Origin of the sequence: Spirosoma radiotolerans, assembly GCF_000974425.1 — a bacterium.
GTDB classification, from domain to species: Bacteria; Bacteroidota; Bacteroidia; order Cytophagales; family Spirosomataceae; genus Spirosoma; species Spirosoma radiotolerans.
In genome coordinates, this window is the sequence record NZ_CP010429.1 from 4,026,228 (window position 1) to 4,043,747 (window position 17,520).

The 17,520-nt window shown below is 46.9% G+C and carries 15 protein-coding genes; 8 read left to right on the forward strand and 7 right to left on the reverse strand.

Going from position 1 to position 17,520, the window contains the following annotated elements:
* Positions 1-29: 29 nt before the first annotated feature.
* Together SD10_RS16390 and SD10_RS16395 are read right to left on the reverse strand one after the other, a co-directional pair.
* Positions 30-842, reverse strand: coding sequence for an acyl-CoA desaturase (locus SD10_RS16390; RefSeq protein ID WP_046575147.1), 813 nt, complete (start codon positions 840-842; stop codon positions 30-32).
* A 105-nt stretch (positions 843-947) separates the two neighbouring features.
* A complete protein-coding gene (locus tag SD10_RS16395) occupies positions 948-1,589 on the reverse strand; it encodes a DUF4159 domain-containing protein (RefSeq protein WP_394330473.1) in 642 nt (213 codons plus the stop codon).
* Positions 1,590-2,140: 551 nt separating this feature from the next.
* On the opposite strand from SD10_RS16395, the gene SD10_RS16400 reads away from it, so the two are divergent.
* The 5 genes from SD10_RS16400 (at position 2,141) to SD10_RS16420 (ending at position 7,436) form a co-directional block, all read left to right on the forward strand.
* The gene (locus SD10_RS16400) at positions 2,141-3,079 is read left to right on the forward strand and encodes a ring-cleaving dioxygenase (protein WP_046575148.1); all 939 of its coding nucleotides are present in this window, start codon (positions 2,141-2,143) and stop codon (positions 3,077-3,079) included.
* A 19-nt stretch (positions 3,080-3,098) separates the two neighbouring features.
* Positions 3,099-3,395, forward strand: a complete 297-nt coding sequence (locus tag SD10_RS16405) for a GNAT family N-acetyltransferase (protein WP_046575151.1) — start codon at positions 3,099-3,101, stop codon at positions 3,393-3,395.
* 71 nt (positions 3,396-3,466) lie between these two features.
* Complete coding sequence (locus SD10_RS16410; protein WP_046575157.1) at positions 3,467-4,480, forward strand: type I glyceraldehyde-3-phosphate dehydrogenase; 1,014 nt, start codon at positions 3,467-3,469, stop codon at positions 4,478-4,480.
* 36 nt (positions 4,481-4,516) lie between these two features.
* Positions 4,517-4,990, forward strand: coding sequence for a Dps family protein (locus tag SD10_RS16415; RefSeq protein WP_046575159.1), 474 nt, complete (start codon positions 4,517-4,519; stop codon positions 4,988-4,990).
* Positions 4,991-5,129: 139 nt separating this feature from the next.
* Positions 5,130-7,436 (forward strand): histidine kinase dimerization/phosphoacceptor domain -containing protein, encoded by a 2,307-nt coding sequence (locus SD10_RS16420; protein WP_052731210.1) that lies wholly within the window; start codon positions 5,130-5,132, stop codon positions 7,434-7,436.
* 28 nt (positions 7,437-7,464) lie between these two features.
* Here the strand turns inward: SD10_RS16420 and SD10_RS16425 are convergent, their stop codons facing one another.
* Positions 7,465-9,984 (reverse strand): sigma 54-interacting transcriptional regulator, encoded by a 2,520-nt coding sequence (locus SD10_RS16425; protein ID WP_046575161.1) that lies wholly within the window; start codon positions 9,982-9,984, stop codon positions 7,465-7,467.
* 323 nt (positions 9,985-10,307) lie between these two features.
* Here SD10_RS16425 and SD10_RS16430 point away from each other — a divergent pair, with 323 nt between their 5' ends.
* On the forward strand, positions 10,308-11,183 hold the full coding sequence (locus SD10_RS16430; RefSeq protein ID WP_046575162.1) for an AraC family transcriptional regulator: 876 nt from the start codon (positions 10,308-10,310) through the stop codon (positions 11,181-11,183).
* 49 nt (positions 11,184-11,232) lie between these two features.
* Here the strand turns inward: SD10_RS16430 and SD10_RS16435 are convergent, their stop codons facing one another.
* Complete coding sequence (locus SD10_RS16435; protein WP_046575164.1) at positions 11,233-11,943, reverse strand: 16S rRNA (uracil(1498)-N(3))-methyltransferase; 711 nt, start codon at positions 11,941-11,943, stop codon at positions 11,233-11,235.
* 94 nt (positions 11,944-12,037) lie between these two features.
* Between SD10_RS16435 and mtaB the strand changes: the two genes are divergently transcribed.
* Both mtaB and SD10_RS16445 read left to right on the forward strand, forming a co-directional pair.
* The gene (mtaB, locus tag SD10_RS16440) at positions 12,038-13,366 is read left to right on the forward strand and encodes a tRNA (N(6)-L-threonylcarbamoyladenosine(37)-C(2))-methylthiotransferase MtaB (RefSeq protein WP_046579652.1); all 1,329 of its coding nucleotides are present in this window, start codon (positions 12,038-12,040) and stop codon (positions 13,364-13,366) included.
* A 261-nt stretch (positions 13,367-13,627) separates the two neighbouring features.
* Complete coding sequence (locus SD10_RS16445; protein ID WP_046575165.1) at positions 13,628-13,990, forward strand: DUF1304 domain-containing protein; 363 nt, start codon at positions 13,628-13,630, stop codon at positions 13,988-13,990.
* Between the two features lie 262 nt (positions 13,991-14,252).
* Here the strand turns inward: SD10_RS16445 and SD10_RS16450 are convergent, their stop codons facing one another.
* The 3 genes from SD10_RS16450 to SD10_RS16460 all read right to left on the reverse strand — a co-directional run bounded on the left by SD10_RS16450 (position 14,253) and on the right by SD10_RS16460 (position 17,507).
* Positions 14,253-15,581 (reverse strand): ammonium transporter, encoded by a 1,329-nt coding sequence (locus SD10_RS16450; protein WP_046575168.1) that lies wholly within the window; start codon positions 15,579-15,581, stop codon positions 14,253-14,255.
* A gap of 63 nt (positions 15,582-15,644) precedes the next feature.
* Positions 15,645-16,805, reverse strand: a complete 1,161-nt coding sequence (locus SD10_RS16455) for a porin (protein ID WP_046575170.1) — start codon at positions 16,803-16,805, stop codon at positions 15,645-15,647.
* A 351-nt stretch (positions 16,806-17,156) separates the two neighbouring features.
* Positions 17,157-17,507: a 4Fe-4S dicluster domain-containing protein gene (locus SD10_RS16460; protein ID WP_046575172.1), complete on the reverse strand. Its 351-nt coding sequence runs from the start codon at positions 17,505-17,507 to the stop codon at positions 17,157-17,159.
* Between the last annotated feature and the right edge of the window lie 13 nt (positions 17,508-17,520).

Genomic DNA, 17,520 nt, shown 5'->3' on the forward strand with positions numbered 1-17,520 from the left:
GGCGCTTTTTTTATACAGATATTGAGCGATTAGGCTTCGACCTCCTTTTCTACCTCGACCAGGCGGTCATGCCCAACTTCAAACTGGGCTTTTTTGGCTTCGGCAGATGGTCTCAGCCGCACAATGTGAAGCTTATGCAGCACGCCAATGACGGGGAAGGTTGGATCGAACTCGAACCATTTGGCCCCAAAATTAGCGGCATTGGGCCGTTTATGATGGTTGTTCTGGAACAGTTCACCCATCATAACCACATCCAGAATCAGGGAATTTTTCGATTGATCCTGGTTGTCGAAGTTTGAATAACCGTACTTATGACCACTCCAGTTGATGATGGCGCCGTGTACGGGTCCCATCACGAAGTGAACCGGCAACAGGAAGAAAAAGGCCCAGTGCATGTCTAAGTAGATGAACGCGAAGACATAGAACAGGCTATAGAGTACAGCCCATCCGGCCCGCGATACCCAGGAATCACCTACTTTTTCGATGAAACTCCACTCAGGATAATTCCGATCAAACTGGCGTTCGATGGGTTGTTTCCGGTGAAGAACGGCGTTATAAATGTCTTTCGTCTTCCACATCATGGTGAAGATATTTTTGGTATGATGCGGAGAGTGAGGGTCTTTTTCAGTGTCGCTGAAGGCGTGGTGCATGCGGTGAAGCACGGCATAAGCGCGTGGGCTTAAATACGACGACCCTTGCGATACGTAGGTTAAAGCATAGAAAAACCGCTCCCAAAATTTGCTCATCGAGAACATTTTATGGGCAGAATAGCGGTGCAGAAAGAACGTTTGGCAGAACAATGACAAATACCAGTGTCCAATGAACGCGGCCAGTACAATCACAATGATGACTATTAAAGGGTGAAGATTACTGTAACATAAGAATACTCCTACAAAACTAACGAAATTTAAAGGGGTTTGGCTTGCCTTCCTCAAATAATACTTTAATTAATTTGTTGTCGTTGCGTATTGTAACAGGTTGGCACCCATCCGTAGTGCCTGTTGACGAACCGGTTCAGGGTCATTGTATACACTCTGATCTTCCCAGCCGTTGCCTAAATCGCACTCGTAGCTATAAAAACACACTAATCGCCCCTGATAAATCAGCCCAAAACCCTGCGGTGCTTTGGCATCATGTTCGTGTACTTTGGGCAGTCCACTGGCAAACTTAAATTTTTGCTGGTAAACGGGATGGTTGAAAGGCAATTCAATAAAATTAAGTTCAGGGAACACCTTCTTCATCTCCCGACGAATGAACTTGTCCAGCCCGTAATTATCATCGATGTGCAGGAATCCACCTGACATCAAATAACGGCGCAGGTTCTGGACATCGCCGTCACTGAACGTCACGTTTCCGTGGCCAGTCATGTGTACAAACGGGTAACCGAAAATATCGGGGCTTCCCGGCTCGACGATGTCCTCTTCCGGGAAAATGTTCATGCGTAAATTGGCGTTGGCAAACTTAATCAGGTTTGGCAGCGAGGTTTTGTTCGCATACCAGTCGCCCCCACCATTGTATTTCAGTTTGGCAATCTTGTATGCATATTGAGCATATGTACTGGACAAGGTAAGACCCAACACGAGCCCCATCAGTAGTATGCGAGTAATAGCCGTTCTCATATGGTAAATCAGATACTGGTAAAACGAAGACAGAGCCGGTTTTGGTTTTCCACGAACCCCTAAACTGACTATTCTTCATGAATCATGCCGGACTGCTTTATTCCTGGCTACAGCTTGCCCTAAGAAACCATTAATATACGAGTTAAGGAACATTTATTTGCTGAGCGAATACCAATTATGCAGTAGCCGACTCAATAAAACACTGAAATTACCGCAGAATCGTCGATTTATACCGCTCCCCGGCCTTGCCATTCCTTACGTTTGCCCTGGTCCTAGCGGCATCGGTTTGCCCCTGACTGCTAATGGCCAGCTAGTATTGTACTCACCTCCACCTACAAAAAGCCATGGGTAACTCAATCGCGGTGGAAAAATCAACTACGTTGTCACTTACTGAAGATACGGCAATACTTGACGGTGTAAAAAATATTGTTCCTGTTCAGGGTCGCCTTGCCTAACGACACAGGAGAAACCAGCCGAAACACATAAGGAAAAAAACAGTTTAACCGACAAATTTAGCAGGAATGGAAAATCGAATTTTAGGCCTTCATCATATTACCGCCATTGCGAATGACGCCCGTCGTAATTACGATTTCTACACCAACGTAATGGGCTTACGAATGGTAAAAAAAACGGTTAATTTCGATGATCCAGGAACATACCATTTTTACTATGGCAATGAAGAAGGCACTCCCGGCACGATTCTGACCTTTTTTCCCTGGGAGGGAATCGGACCAGGAAAAACTGGCGTCGGTATGGCGACAGAAATAGGCTATTCAGTACCCAGTGGTAGTCTTGATTTCTGGGTCGATCGATTAAAGCATAGCCTTGTTCGGGTTGGCGAGCTGGGCGAACGATTTGGTGAACAATTCCTGCCGTTTACTGATCCTGACGGGCTCAATATTGCCCTTATTATACCGCAGAAAGAAGACAGCCGGACAGCCTGGGAAACAGAAAACGTAAAGCAGGATACAGCCACAAAAGGGTTTCATAGCGTTACACTGACCCTTAACGATATAGAAAAAACAGCGGATGTACTGACCGATATTTTCGGATATTCGCTGGTATCTCAGGAAGGCAACCGTTACCGGTTTGCCACAGATGCCGTTGACAATGCCGCTATTGTTGATTTGCTGGAATCACCTGATGGCAACCCAGGGCGCAATGCCGCTGGTACAAATCACCACGTGGCGTTTCGGGTAGCCAACGATACGATTCAGATGGAATACCGCGAAAAAGTGTTGAGTAAGGGGTTACAGATAACCCCTAAAATAAACCGCGATTACTTTTTTTCCCTCTATTTTCGCGAGCCAGGTGGCGTTCTTTTTGAAATCGCCACGGACAATCCCGGCTTTACCGTCGATGAACCGCTGGCTGAACTGGGTACTCATCTGCAATTACCGGATCAATACGAATCATCGAGAGCAAAAATCGAAAAATCATTACCTTCATTAACACTTTAGTAGTTTACCCAGATCCGGAATGACAGAGATAAAGCTGGAACTAAATGAACGAAAACACGGGGCCTTCAACTTGTATGAAGACGGGATTCGAATTGGCGAAATGGTCGTCAGTATTTCCGATTCTGCCCTCACGGTCTATCATACCGAAGTTGATCAGGCGCAGGAAGGAAAGGGATTTGCCCATCAGCTATTAGAGGAAATGGTCGGGTATGCCCGCGAAAATGGACTGAAGGTCATCCCCTTGTGCCCTTATGTGCATGCTCAGTTCCGGCATCATCCTGAGGCCTATACAGACATTTGGCAACAGCCGGATTAATATACTTTATAAAGGAAATCACAGTAACAATACGTACTCATTCAGTAAAGAATCACTTATTTCTATTTCGTATGGCAACGATTGCTTTGTATGGATTCGGCCGTATTGGACGGCAATTTCTACGTGTTGGTTTAGACCACAACCTGTTTGTGCCGGTTTCCATTTCTGATATTAGAGATGAGCCCACGCTGGCGGCTTTGTTCGCCGTTGATACTAATTACGGTCGCTGGCCCGAGCCCGTATCGGGGAGCGAAGGCCAGTTCACCATTGGTGAGCGGACAATTCCGTACATTAATTCGGCCAAGGAAGTTCCGGATTGGGCCACCCTGGGAGTCGATCTGGTAGTTGATTGTACGGGGCGGGCTACGACCCGCGCTGGTGCACAGGCACACCTTGACCGGGGCGCCAAGTATGTGCTGATCAGCGCCCCCAGTAAATCACTTGCCGACTGCGATGCGGTACTGCTGAAAGGCATCAATCTGGAAACGTTCGATCCGGCCAATCACCACATCGTCAGCATGGGAAGTTGTACGACCAATGCACTGGCTGCGGTGGTGAAAGTAATTCTGGAAAATTTTGGTATTCAGTACGGCCTGTTCTCTACAGTCCACTCCTATACCAACACACAATCGCTCACCGACCAGCCGATGAAAGACCGGCGCGATTCGTGGGCAGCCGCCGAAAACATCATCCCTTCGTCTTCTGGCGCGGCTCGTGCTCTGCAATTTATCTGGAAAGACCTCAAAATCACCGGCAAGGCCTATCGGGTGCCGACACGCACGGGTAGTATTGCCGAGCTAAACCTGATCACCGAAAAAGAGTGTACTGTTCAGGAAGTGAATGATGCCTTCCGGAGAGCCGCTACCGAAGGGCCGTTGAAAGGCGTTATGGATGTTCTGGAAGATGAGTGGGCTTCATCCCGAATCGTTGCTGACCCGCACACATCAATTATTGATTTGCCGCTGACGGCTAAAGAAGGCAACCTGCTATCTGTAGCAGCCTGGTATGATAATGAATGGGGATTTTCAAATCGGTTGGCCGAAGTAGCAGCCTTTCTGGCCGAACGGATCGAGTCAAGTAAATAATAGTTAGTGCTTCCACCTTATTAAACAGTAACCTGTATGCAATCACTCATTGGTATCTCCGCCGAAAACAGAGAAGTCGTCGCACACCAACTGGCCAAGCTACTGGCAGATGAATTTGTGCTTTACACCAAAACCCTCAACGCACACTGGAACCTGGAGGGAATGGATTTTCATTCGGTCCATCTTTATTTCGAAGAGCTTTATAAACAGTCGGCCGAGATTGTCGATAGCGTAGCCGAACGCATCCGGCAGTTGGATCACTATGCGCCTGCAACCCTGAAAAATTTCTTGCAGCTTACCCATCTGACTGAGCAGGATGAGTCGGGCAACGATAGCCGAAGTCAGATAAAAAAGCTCTTGGGTGATCACGAAAGCATCATTGAATTCATTCGGGGAAATATCGATGAGTTTGCCGATGCACACAAGGACGCCGGAACCAGCGATTTCATCACTGGCCTGATGGAAACGCACGAGAAAATTGCCTGGATGCTGCGGGCACACCTCAAATAAAAACCGGTTTATTCCCTTACAAAAAAATCCCTATCCCGTGCCATAAATACTGGCACGGGATTTTGGCATTATCGGGCCGTTTGAATTTCTTTCCGCACTATACATACTACTTTTACCCAACTACGACACACAGATTCCTATGGAACAAACAAACCCAACAACCAATCGTCAGGGCTTACTGTGTCTTGTGAAAGGTAAAACGTATAGGCTTACGTTCGCTCTGCTGCTCTGCTCGTTGTATGCTATCGGACAGAACATCAACCGGCAAATGGTAAACCAATTGCTGGTGAAATTAAAAATTAGTAAGGCTGATGAAAAGCGAGTAGCTGTTTTACTGGAATTGGGCAAGTATCAAATTTTCAAACCCGGCGAGTCAAAACCTGACTTAGATAGTGGAATAACGTATTTGCAGGAAGCCCGGAAATTGAGTGACTCTCTCCATTTTTTAAGCGGGCGGCATGAAGCAGAAAGTATAGTTATCATCGCACTGATGGAAGGTGGAAATAGGTCTGCCGGACAAACCAGATTTGCAAAATTAATAGCCGATTGTAAACGAACGGGCGATAAAGAAGCCGAAGCCAATGCACGAATAAGAGTAGGCATCTGGCTCAGAAATATTGACCATAATTACCAGAATGTTTACGCCAATTTCAAACAAGCTTTACTACTTTATCAATCTGTAAGAAATCAGGAAAAAGAAATAAATGCCTTACAGGAAATTGCCATTACGCATTTGTATGAGGGCAAAATAGCCGTTGCTGAAACTGAACTGCTGACCGTTCTAAGGCGCTATAAAGTCATCCGTTACCCTAAACTTCACTATACGTATAACTTACTCGCCAATGTTGGCCGGGTGAAAGGCGAGTTCAACAAGGGACTTCTCTTTTCATTATTATGCATAGAAAGCATGAATAAGACCAAAGACACCGTATCGGCAGCTCCTTTTTACGGTGATCTTGCCCAGATGTATATGGAGGTCGGCAATTATAAAAAGGGGATCGAAGGCTATAAAAAATCTCTGGAGAAATGGAAACAGGAACGACTACCCAATTTCGCTCTGTATAACGCTGCGGGCGTTATCGGCCAGGATCTCATTAAACGAAAAAACCCCAGAGAAGCACTTAAGTTAATGACAAATCTTGTTCGTGAAATACCCACCAACACATTTATTCAGAAAGCCTGTGTTGCCCAGAATTTAGCGTACTGCTACGATGCCCTAAAAAACCACTCTCTGGCCGAGAAGTATTATCTGGAAACGCTGAGCTGGTATGCCAAAAATAATATGAATTCAGAAGCATCGCAGCAAGCGCAAAAAGAGATTGGTGCTTTTTATTTACAACATCTTGAATTTTCCAAAGCTGCCTCTCATTTGCGGGCAGCTCTGCTTTTTTCCCCACAGGAGAACTCATTATCAACCCTGAAAGATATTCACTTCTTGCTTTATAAAGTGGATTCGGCTACGGGAAATTATATATCGGCGATCACTCATTTCCGTCTGCATAAAGCCCTGAACGATTCAATTTTTAATGAAGCAAAAAGTAAGCAGATTGCCAGCCTGCAAATTCAGTACGACACGCAAAAAAAAGAGCATGACATCGCCTTGCTCACTAAGCAAAGTAAACTACAGCAAAGCGAACTGAAACAGGAAAAAACAACGCGCAATGCGATCATAGCCGGTTCTTTATTGCTGGTTTGTCTGTTGGGCGTTAGTTACAACCGGTATCAGTTCAAGCAACATAGCAATCGGCTTTTACAGGCTCAGCAGGAGGAAATCAATCAAAAAAATCAGTCATTAAGTCAGCTTGTAGACGAGAAAGAGTGGATGCTCCGGGAGATTCACCATCGGGTTAAAAACAACCTCCAGGTCATTACCAGTATGCTGAACGCCCAGTCCGGTTTTTTACACGATTCGACGGCCTTAACGGCGGTTCGAGAGAGTCAGAACAGGGTTCATGCTATGGCGATTATCCATCAAAAGCTCTATCAATCAGATAACCTGAGCCAGGTGAACATGCAGGAATATATTCACGAGATTGTGGATCACCTCATTGAGTCATTTGATCCGCAAGTCCATGTGCAGGAAAAATTAGACGTTGCTAATATACAACTGGATGTCACGCTGGCCACCCCATTGGGCCTGATCATCAATGAAGCCGTCACGAATTCATTAAAGTACGCCTTTCCGAATCAGCAGACAGGCAGCCTAGTGGTTGGCCTGAAACCAATTGACAGTCAATCCTATTTACTCACCATCGTAGATGATGGCGTTGGCTTACCGGCCGGCTTCACGATCGAGCGCAGCCATACGTTGGGCCTGACCATGATTCAGGGATTGAGCAAACAGATCGGCGGCATCCTGAGCATTCGGCAAGACGGTGGCGTTCAGATTAGTCTGCAATTTAACCTAACAAAAAAACCGGCTACGGCCCCTTTACTAGCCGTTTAAGTCGGCAACACAGCCTTGATCTGATGGGCTAGTTGCGTATCTTAATATTTAGCTTTTTCATACGGGCTTCCAGCGTTGTGGGTTTAATGTTGAGTAATTCGGCAGCTCCTCCCTGCCCACGAATACGGTTCCCGGCCCGATCAAGAGCGGCCAGTATGGCGGCCCTCATGGTCTTTTGCAAAGGTTCTACAGCAACCATCGATGGTGGGACAGCAGCGTTAGAAACCGAATCAGATAGTAACGGTTCGGCCAGTTCCAGCGTCGACTTTTTCGCTAGAATAGCCGCCCGCTCCAACACATGCTCTAATTCACGAATGTTGCCCGGCCAGGCATAACTTACCATTTGCTGTAGCGATTCATTACTGATACCAGTAATGGGCTTACCCAGTTTTTTGCTGATTTTCTTTAAGAAATACAAGGCCAGCGGGACAATGTCATCCTGCCGTTCACGCAGAGGTGGCACCACAATGGGAAATACATTGAGTCGGTAATACAGATCGGATCGAAAACGGCCATCGGCAACCTCCTGCTGTAAGTGTCGATTAGTGGCCGCGATAATTCGAACATCGACAAGAATAGGGCCTTTCCCGCCAATACGCTCGATTTCCTTTTCCTGAATAGCCCGTAGGATTTTAGCTTGCAGTTCGGGTGGTAACTCCCCAATTTCATCCAGAAATAAGGTTCCGCCATTGGCCAGCTCGAATTTACCGATCCGCTTTTCTGTAGCGCCCGTATAGCTTCCCCGCTCATGACCGAACAGCTCAGATTCAATGAGTTGGGGCGGTAGGGCGGCACAGTTCACCTTGATCATGGCTCGCTCCCGGCGGGCCGACGCGTTGTGTATAGCGCGGGCAATCAGCTCCTTACCCGTTCCTGTTTCGCCCATAATCAACACGGTATAATCAGTTGGCGCAACCTGAGCGATACTGTCAAAAACGGTTTGCAAGGCACGACTCGCCCCGATAATCTCCTCAAAATTATGGCTGATTTTGATCTCTTCGGTCAAATAGGTTTTCTCCTGCTCAAGTTGCTCACTCAGGACTTTGATCCGTTCAAAGGCCAGTAAGTTTTCAAGGGCAAGAGCAATCTGACTGCTTATGTCCTCCAGAACACGCAGGTCTTTTTTGGTAAAGGCATACGAAGATTTACTCGCCAGCACCAGCGACGCCATTGGCTGTCCTTTTATATAGATCGGCACATACATGGACGATTTCAACGCAAGCGTTTCCCCATAAATCTGCGTCACTGTTGTTCGTTGCTGACTTTCTTCAAAGGTCTGACCAACGTTGATCGTTGGTTCAATAAGCGAGTTCTCCATAGTATCGAAAGCTTGTTTCCACACTGGCTGGTCGATAATGGCGCCGGGCAGTATGTCCTTTTCCGTGAGTGTCACAAAAATGCCATCCCTTTTTTGCACCGTACAGTCAATGGCCGAGGATTCTACGATCCGACCAATCCGATAAATCGCTAACAGATCAAATGGCATCAGTTCATTAATAGCGGTGGCTACTTGCGGAATAATATCGGCGATAGCTTCGCCATTCCGAAAGGCATTGACAATCGCCAGCTCCGTAGCCTTTGTTTGTCGGCTGGCTTCTAGCTCTTCGTAGGCCAGTAAATTATCCAATGCCAGCGCAATCTGGGGAATAATCAGGCTAACGGCTTCGTAGTCTTTTTGCGTAAAATTGTCGGCAACCGTGCTGGAGATATTTATATTAGCCAGTGAATTCCGGTTCAGTCTGACCGGGAACAGGGCGAGCGAGCGAACCCCGAAATTGTCCCTGCAGGAACGGGCGGTCAGGTATCGTTCACATAACTGATCAAAAGCCTCACCGGAAAAAATACCCGGCTCGTCGAGCTTATCCGGTGCTTCCTGATCTATCCTGGCCATCAGCTCATCGCTCGTCCCACCCGACAGCAAGGTTGCCAATGGAATGCGTGCAAACGTACCCAAAGCGGTTTTCCGAAGCATCACCCAGTAAAAGGAAGCTTCGTCGGGCAGGCCAATGCGAAGATTCAGAAACGAAAACGGAACGAGTTTATCAATTTGACTGGCAATGGCCAGGCACAATTGATCCCGATCCTGAATGGTAACAATCGCATTATTGACTGCTATTTGGATAGCCTGCTGCTTTCTCAATTTAGCCTCTTCATTGTGTGCATGCCGATAGCGGGCAATCTCCAGCGTCGTCAGAACATCTTTCTCCCGAAACGGCTTATTCAAAAAGCCCGAAGGCTGCGTTATTTTCGCGGCCTCTAACACCATATCGGTTAGGTTGGCGGAGAGAAAAACGAACGGGATATTTTGGGCTCCGAGCCAATGGGCCAGGTCGATACCCGTTTGTTCGCTATCCAGAAAAATGTCCAGCAACACAATATCGGGAGGCTGCTCAACGACAATATCTCTGGCTTCGGCCACCGATCCAGCCATCCCAATTACCCAATAACCCGCTTTCTCCAGAATCCGCCGAAGGTCGTTGGCAATCAGAAATTCATCTTCAACAATGAGTATTGTTGGCGACAAGGTGAGATCGTTGGGAAATAACATACGGCTCTGGTTGAATGGCTGATTAACTCATCGAACGTTGACAGATTGGCACTGCTGACAAAAAGCCGCGTCAACAAAATGGGTTTGTGGTGTAAAGCTAAACCGAATGGGGCAACTCCAAAAACTAGCTCCAAAATAATGGAGGACACGCTATTTTGGAGTTAATACAAATTTTAAACTATCCTTTAAAATTAGTTATCTCCCTATCTGTCAATATATTAAAAAAAATAGTTATTTAATTTTTACTTAAGGTGAGAATTGGTCTTTTATTGGTATAGGTATGTTAAGAACGCCTTTTCCTCTCCCAACTAACTCAATAGCCTATGAAACGCTGCATTCAGCACGAGCCAATTCGTATTCAACAGGCAGAAATAAATCAATGGGCCTTACCTATTCATACCCATAATCACTTCGAACTGATTTATATCCGGGATGGAAGCGGGTATCATATCATCAACGGCCATCGACATCCTTATCAATCCGGTGACGTTTTTTTTCTTGGACCTTCAGACAATCATTTCTTCGACATAAGTACCCGAACGACTTTCGGCTTTCTGTCCTTCACCGAGCTTTACCTAGCCGATTTAACGGAAAGTGCGGGTCGTAGCTGGACGCCCCGACACGAGCAGCAACTACCGGCATTTTACGGTCTGGTTGGCAGCATATATATGGACGCTACCGATCGACAACACCTGAATGCTTTGTTTGAGATATTGCTAATAGAACAGATAAACCACCAGGAAGTGGCGTTTTCACTTATATGTAAGTCGCTGGTCATGGCCATATTAAATTTAATCGAGCGTCAATTCACGCGTCATCAAGTAAAATTGGCCAAATCAGGTTCATCTACTTCCGACCTGGTTCAGCGAATGTTTTTGTATATCTGTCAACACATACAGCAGCCTGATCAATTACGGATGGATCGGTTAGCGGATGTGTTTCATTACTCGCCCCGCCATTTGAGCACACTCTTTAAGCAGCAAGTTGGGGAATCCCTGCAGGAATACATCATCCGGTACAAGCTGAAGCTGGTAGAGAAGCAACTCCATCTGAACACACTGACGATCTCTCAAATTGCCGACGAGCTTGGTTTTACGGATGTGTGCCATTTGAACAAACTATTTAAACGGTATTATCAGCATACGCCTACAGATTACCGTCGAAGTTTGTCAACAACCATTTCACAGGCAACCGCCTGACGTTCAAAAGTATCTCATTCGTAAACTGGCCTTACAGTCGTCTTAAGCTCTATTCCGCGTTCAATACATTAAGGGTATGGCAGGCCATCAACCCTGCCGTTTCGGTCCGCAATCGGTTTGGGCCAAGCGTTACCATTCGAAAACCGGCCGCCATTGCCTGCTGTATCTCTTTTTCGGAAAAATCACCCTCTGGACCAATTAAAACGGCGTATTGACCAGAGAGTGTGGCTCGCTTCAATAAATGCTGTGGTGGCTCATTCGTGGGCAAATGAGCGATAAATCGCTGTTCCTCAGTTACCGTTTTTATAAACTCGCCAAAAGGTAGAGCCTCGTCTAGGGTTGGCAGATATGATTGCAGGGACTGCTTCATAGCAGCCACGGCAATTTTTTCCAGACGTTCCAGTTTCAATAGCCGCCGTTCGGAGTGCTGACCGAAAAAGAAACTAATCCGCTCGATGCCTATTTCAACCGCCTTCTCGATAAACCACTCGATTCGGTCGATATTTTTGGTTGGCGCGATACAAATTCGGATGGAGAACGAACGGGGAGGAGTTGTTTGGGTATCGGTTATGCGAAAGGCACAACGCCGGGCATCGGCTGAATGAATAGCAGCCAGGTATCGATTTCCACGCCCATCGGTCACGGCAATGGAGTCGCCAACGTTGAGCCGAAGTGTTTTAAGGGCATGACGCGAATCCTCTTCGGTCAATCGTTGAATAGCTTCGTTGGAAACGATGTCGGGTTGATAGAATAAATGCATAGGTAATGCAAAAGTAAGCAGTCACCGTTGCATCTTACCAGAAAGGAACCCACCCCGTCATTTTTTTGTAATTTTGCAGGATAGATTATTTACTGTGAAAAAAGTCGCCTTTTATACACTCGGTTGCAAACTGAATTTCTCCGAAACGTCTACCCTCGCCCGGTTAATGGAAGAGCATGGGTATGAGCGCGTTGAATTCAATCAGCAACCTGATATCTTCATTATAAATACGTGCTCCGTGACAGATAATGCCGACAAAAAATGCCGGAAAATAGTCCGTGAAGCGCAGAAAATAAACCCCGATGGCTACGTAGCCATACTGGGCTGTTACGCCCAATTGAAACCGAAAGAGATATCGGAGATTCCGGGAGTCGATGCGGTTTTGGGGGCAGCTGAGAAATTCCGGCTGCACGAAATCATGCCTACGTTCGTAAAGGTGCCATCGGGCCAACCCGCTCAGGTCTTTAACTCGCCTATTGAGGAGGCCATTGATTATCATGCGGCTTACTCTCTTAACGACCGCACACGCACCTTTCTAAAAGTGCAGGACGGTTGCGATTACCCCTGTGCCTACTGCACCATTCCGCTGGCCCGCGGTAAAAGCCGCTCCGATACGGTAGCGAACGTCGTCCGGGCGGCCCACGAAATTGCTGGACGTGCCGTTAAAGAAATCGTCCTGACAGGTGTCAATATCGGCGACTTTGGTATTGTCAATAATGAGCGCCAGGAAACCTTTCTGGAGTTAATACGGGCGCTGGATGAAGTCGATGGCATAGAGCGGTTCCGAATTTCGAGTATTGAGCCGAACCTATTGACGAACGAAATCATTGCCTTTGTGGCTCAGTCCAAACGATTCGTTCCGCATTTTCACGTTCCGCTTCAGTCGGGCAGCAACCGTGTATTGGGCTTAATGCGTCGTCGCTACAAGCGCGAACTATATGCCGAACGTGTGCAGAAAATTAAAGAGCTGATGCCCCACGCGTGCATTGGTGTCGACGTGATTGTCGGTCATCCCGGCGAAACAGACACGGAGTTTAAGGAAACGTATCGATTCTTAAACGAGTTGCCGATTTCTTATTTGCACGTATTCACTTACTCTGAGCGGCCGAACACACTGGCGGTAGACATTAAGCCGGTCGTACCGGGCCACGTCCGGGCAGAGCGGTCGAAGATGCTGCATATTTTGTCGGACAAAAAACGACGGGCTTTTTACGACTCGCAGGTTGGCCGGGATGCCACTGTATTGTTCGAAGAAGACATTGCCGACGGGCTCATGCAAGGCTTCACAGAGAATTATGTCCGTGTAGTGGCGAAATACGATCCTTTACTCATTAACGAAACACGGTTGGTACACCTGACTGCCGTGAACGCGGAAGGTCTAATGGATGTGAGTGAACCTGAAGAATTGGTAGAAATACACTGATATTTTTTGATTAAGCCGGTAGTGATACCGGCTTTTTTTTTGACCTTCGGGTCTCTTGCTACCGCTGTCTTTCAGAATTAAGCTGTTTTTAAAGTTTCCTTTTAGACAAATACCAGGGCTTTTTTTGGCATTCCAATGCCAGCCGCGCGACCGGTGCTGAGGAATGACAAAAAAACAGTAAAATCGAGCTTACGGCTAAAAGTTTAAACAGTCTCAGTGAGTAAAACCAACCCTCCCTTATCAGCTTTAACGTCTCCTTCTATGAAACTAATCGCCGAAATTCTGGTCAGCCTGGTTGCCCTTGAGCATATCTATATCCTGTGGATGGAAATGTTTGCCTGGACCACGCAGGGGCGCAAAACGTTCAAGTCGTTTCCACCTGATTTATTCGAGAAGACAAAATCACTGGCGGCTAATCAGGGCCTTTACAATGGCTTTCTGGCGGCTGGTCTGATCTGGTCAATGTTCATTGACGACGCGGCCTGGAGTATAAACATTGCTTATTTCTTTCTGGGATGCGTCATCGTTGCAGGCGTTTATGGCGCGCTTACCGCACAGCGGTCTATTTTTTTCGTTCAGGCCCTCCCTGCTATTCTGGCACTGATAGCGGTAGCCTTGGCTTAAAACTAAGTGGTCAGTGGCTGACGCGCGATTACTGCTGTTGCGTCTGCCACTGACCACCTCTGATTCACTACCCCCTAAAAGCAGGAGACCGCCCCCAAGCGGGAACGGCTCCATGAGTACAACAAAACCACAGATAAAGCTGTCGACATTGTAGGCCAGACAGGGTGCCTGTGGCTCTGCTGTTAGGTATATGATGTTTGATATAGGATGTATGGTAGATACTGCCTTGGCATATATTCTATATCATACATCCTACATCCATCTAAGCTTCGATAAGGAATTCGTCGTGCTGGCTTACGTCCAAACCTGACTTCTCGTCTTCTTCCGTTACACGTAGTGGTAGAATAAGATCTGTGATTTTCAGCATGACGTAGGACATAATAAAAGCAAAGACCGATACACCAACCAGAGCGATCATGTGATTGATGAACAATTTCGTTTGACCAAACGCCAGACCTTCGTCAACAACGGCTGAGTTAATGCCTTTGCTTGCGAAAATACCCGTCATAACCATACCGACCATACCACCAACACCGTGGCAAGGGAATACGTCAAGCGTATCGTCGAGGGTTGACTTCGAGCGCAGGTGAGCTACGTAGTTCGATACCATAGCGCCAACCGTACCAATGAAGATCGCGGTAGGAATCGTTACAAAACCGGCGGCTGGCGTAATAGCAACCAGACCAACTACTGCTCCGATACAGAAACCAAGTGCCGATACTTTTTTGCCTTTAGCGGCATCGAACAATACCCAGGCCAGGCCAGCAGCCGCAGCCGCCGTGTTTGTTGTCGCGAAAGCCGAAGCTGCCAAGGGCGAAGCTGCCACTGCCGAACCAGCATTGAAACCAAACCAGCCAAACCACAGCAGGCCTGTACCCAACAACACGAAAGGAATGTTTGCTGGTGGGAAATAACTTGCTTCGAGGTGCGACTTCCGGCGCTTCAGGTACAAAGCACCCGCCAGCGCAGCCCAGCCAGCTGACATGTGAACAACCGTACCGCCCGCAAAATCAAGGACACCTAATTTAAACAGGATACCTTCTGGATGCCAGGTCATGTGTGCCAAAGGCGCATAAACGAACAGGCTAAACAGAATCATGAACAGAACATACGACCGGAAATTGATCCGTTCAGCCATTGAACCAGTTACCAGAGCAGGTGTAATAACGGCAAACTTGAGCTGAAAGAACGCAAAGACAACCAACGGAATCGAAGCCGCCAGCGACCAGGGCTTGCCATCCAGCACGCCTTTGAACATGAAGTGGTCCATTGGGTTACCAACAAAACCACCAATTGAGGTACCAAAGGCCAGACTGAAGCCAACGACTACCCACAGAATACTGATAACACCCATGGCAACAAAGCTTTGCAGCATGGTCGAGATCACGTTTTTGTTGTTGACCATACCGCCGTAAAAATACGCCAGACCAGGTGTCATCAACAAAACCAACGCAGTAGCAACGAGCATCCAGGCCGTATCGCCAGAGTTAATACCTTCCGTTACGATTTGCGTAGGAACAGCAGGCATCAGAACAGCCACCACGCTAATAACCAATAGAATGGCGAGAGGAATGTAATTAGGTTTTTGCATGATACATGAGGGGTTTTTGTTGTACTAGTAAGACATTAAGGTTAAGAAAATGAGGCTATACAATTAGAATTTGAAGATAGCGGCCATACCCAGGGTAGTCTGAGAGGTAGTCAACGAACCGTCGTTCTTCTCAAATTTGTTGGCTGAGTAACTATCAATCCGGAGTTCAGGCTTCAACAACAAGTGACCATCAGCGGCCGTAATATTACCCGTTACCGTTATCGAATTTACACTGGCTCCGTTACCGGCCGCATCTTTTAGAGCACGCACATTGTTTTTGTTGTCGAATGTTTCATACCGAACGCCAAGACCAAACTTGTCCGTGAACGCGTAGTTGGAATAAACAGCAACACCACCCCAGCTTTTCGACGTTGACGGGCCACCGGTGCTCTGGTAATCACCCTTTTGCGAACCCGTGGCGGCATTCAATCCCAGGAAGAACTTAGACGTTACCTGATAGGTCGTTGTCAGATCGAACAGTTGATACATGGCTTTGTCCGTTGGAACAGCATCAACAGCCTGCGAGGCTTCATTTGACATGATGGCGTTCAGGTAAACATTCCAGCCCGTAACCGGTGCGAAGAAGAATTGCCCAATCAGGCCTTTCTTTTTGTTGTTGTCGAACAGGTTATCGACGTTGTTGACCAAACCCACCATCAACGAAGCCCGATCGCTGAAGGCATACTGTGCTTTCAGACCAATGTGATAGAAGGGGCCGTTGTTGAAGAGGTTAGACAGGGAGTAGTTATAGTTAACGGGCGCATCGATAACCTCGTACCCAATGTGCGTTCCGAACTGACCAGCTGTGAATGATAATTTACTGGTCGCTTTATAAGTGATGTAAGCCTGCTTAATGGCCAGGGAGGTAGATCCTGGTCCAAGCGGCCCAATGTAGTTACCGTAGTTACCCAAGTCAGAGAATGGGCCAAAGGTCAGGTCCATGACAGCATCGACCTTGCTGGCCGAATAAATTGCCTTTGCCTGAATTAAACCGATACCGAATTGACCAGCCCGCTGATCGAACGCACGGGCATTACCAACTACACCAGGACCGTTCAACCCTAAGTTCGACTGGCTTTTCGGGTTATTGAAGTTACCGAAGTAGTAGGTATCCATATAACCGGAGAAAGTGAATTTTCCGGGCGCTGGTGTGGCAGTGGAATCCTGTGCTTGAGCGGCAAAACCCAAAAACAAAGAACTGATAAGTAAAAGTGTTTTTTTCATACTCTTTATTCGGTTGTAGATAACAGTTTCTGTGGTTCTATTTCGAAGCAAATTTTGTTCAATAAATTATCCTACGCAATAGTTAGCCCGAAATAATTATGAATATATTCAAAAAAAAGCCAATTTAATTGAAATTATACTATAAATTCCACGATAATTAATCAAATTCGGTCATAATAATATTTTTTATTATATTTTGTCCAATAACCAGTTGACCAAATTTTATTCTTTCAGCGGTACGCAATTTATGACCTAAAACGCCCTATGTTTTAGGACTGTATATGGCTAAAATGCAAAAAGGCCCAACCAGTTCGCTGGTTGGGCCTTTTTGCATTTTCTGTATCTGTACGATTAAGCTTCAGCGTGCAGCCAGGCTTTCTTCGCTAACAGCGTTTCCTCTTCTTCTACATGGTCGGGATCGGGAACACAACAGTCGACCGGGCAAACAGCCGCGCACTGTGGTTCTTCATGGAAACCCATGCACTCCGTGCATTTGTCAGCAACAATATAATAGAACTCGTTCGAAACAGGGGCTTGCGGAGCTTTACCACTCACAATGGTGCCATCGCCGAAATCGACTTCATCCAGTTCAGTTCCACCTCCCCAGGTCCATTCCACACCACCTTCATAGATGGCTGTATTGGGGCATTCGGGTTCGCAGGCACCACAATTGATGCACTCGTCGGTGATCATGATTGCCATGAGCAGTATATTT

Bases quoted from the DNA above. Each gene is read 5' to 3' on its own strand.
- SD10_RS16430 (WP_046575162.1), top strand. From the start codon at position 10,308: ATGAAACGCTGCATTCAGCACGAGCCAATTCGTATTCAACAGGCAGAA.
- SD10_RS16405 (WP_046575151.1), top strand. From the start codon at position 3,099: ATGACAGAGATAAAGCTGGAACTAAATGAACGAAAACACGGGGCCTTC.
- SD10_RS16395 (WP_394330473.1), bottom strand. From the start codon at position 1,589: ATGGGGCTCGTGTTGGGTCTTACCTTGTCCAGTACATATGCTCAATAT.
- SD10_RS16455 (WP_046575170.1), bottom strand. From the start codon at position 16,805: ATGAAAAAAACACTTTTACTTATCAGTTCTTTGTTTTTGGGTTTTGCC.
- SD10_RS16450 (WP_046575168.1), bottom strand. From the start codon at position 15,581: ATGCAAAAACCTAATTACATTCCTCTCGCCATTCTATTGGTTATTAGC.
- SD10_RS16410 (WP_046575157.1), top strand. From the start codon at position 3,467: ATGGCAACGATTGCTTTGTATGGATTCGGCCGTATTGGACGGCAATTT.
- SD10_RS16445 (WP_046575165.1), top strand. From the start codon at position 13,628: ATGAAACTAATCGCCGAAATTCTGGTCAGCCTGGTTGCCCTTGAGCAT.
- SD10_RS16420 (WP_052731210.1), top strand. From the start codon at position 5,130: ATGGAACAAACAAACCCAACAACCAATCGTCAGGGCTTACTGTGTCTT.
- SD10_RS16460 (WP_046575172.1), bottom strand. From the start codon at position 17,507: ATGGCAATCATGATCACCGACGAGTGCATCAATTGTGGTGCCTGCGAA.
- SD10_RS16435 (WP_046575164.1), bottom strand. From the start codon at position 11,943: ATGCATTTATTCTATCAACCCGACATCGTTTCCAACGAAGCTATTCAA.
- SD10_RS16400 (WP_046575148.1), top strand. From the start codon at position 2,141: ATGGAAAATCGAATTTTAGGCCTTCATCATATTACCGCCATTGCGAAT.
- SD10_RS16425 (WP_046575161.1), bottom strand. From the start codon at position 9,984: ATGTTATTTCCCAACGATCTCACCTTGTCGCCAACAATACTCATTGTT.
- SD10_RS16415 (WP_046575159.1), top strand. From the start codon at position 4,517: ATGCAATCACTCATTGGTATCTCCGCCGAAAACAGAGAAGTCGTCGCA.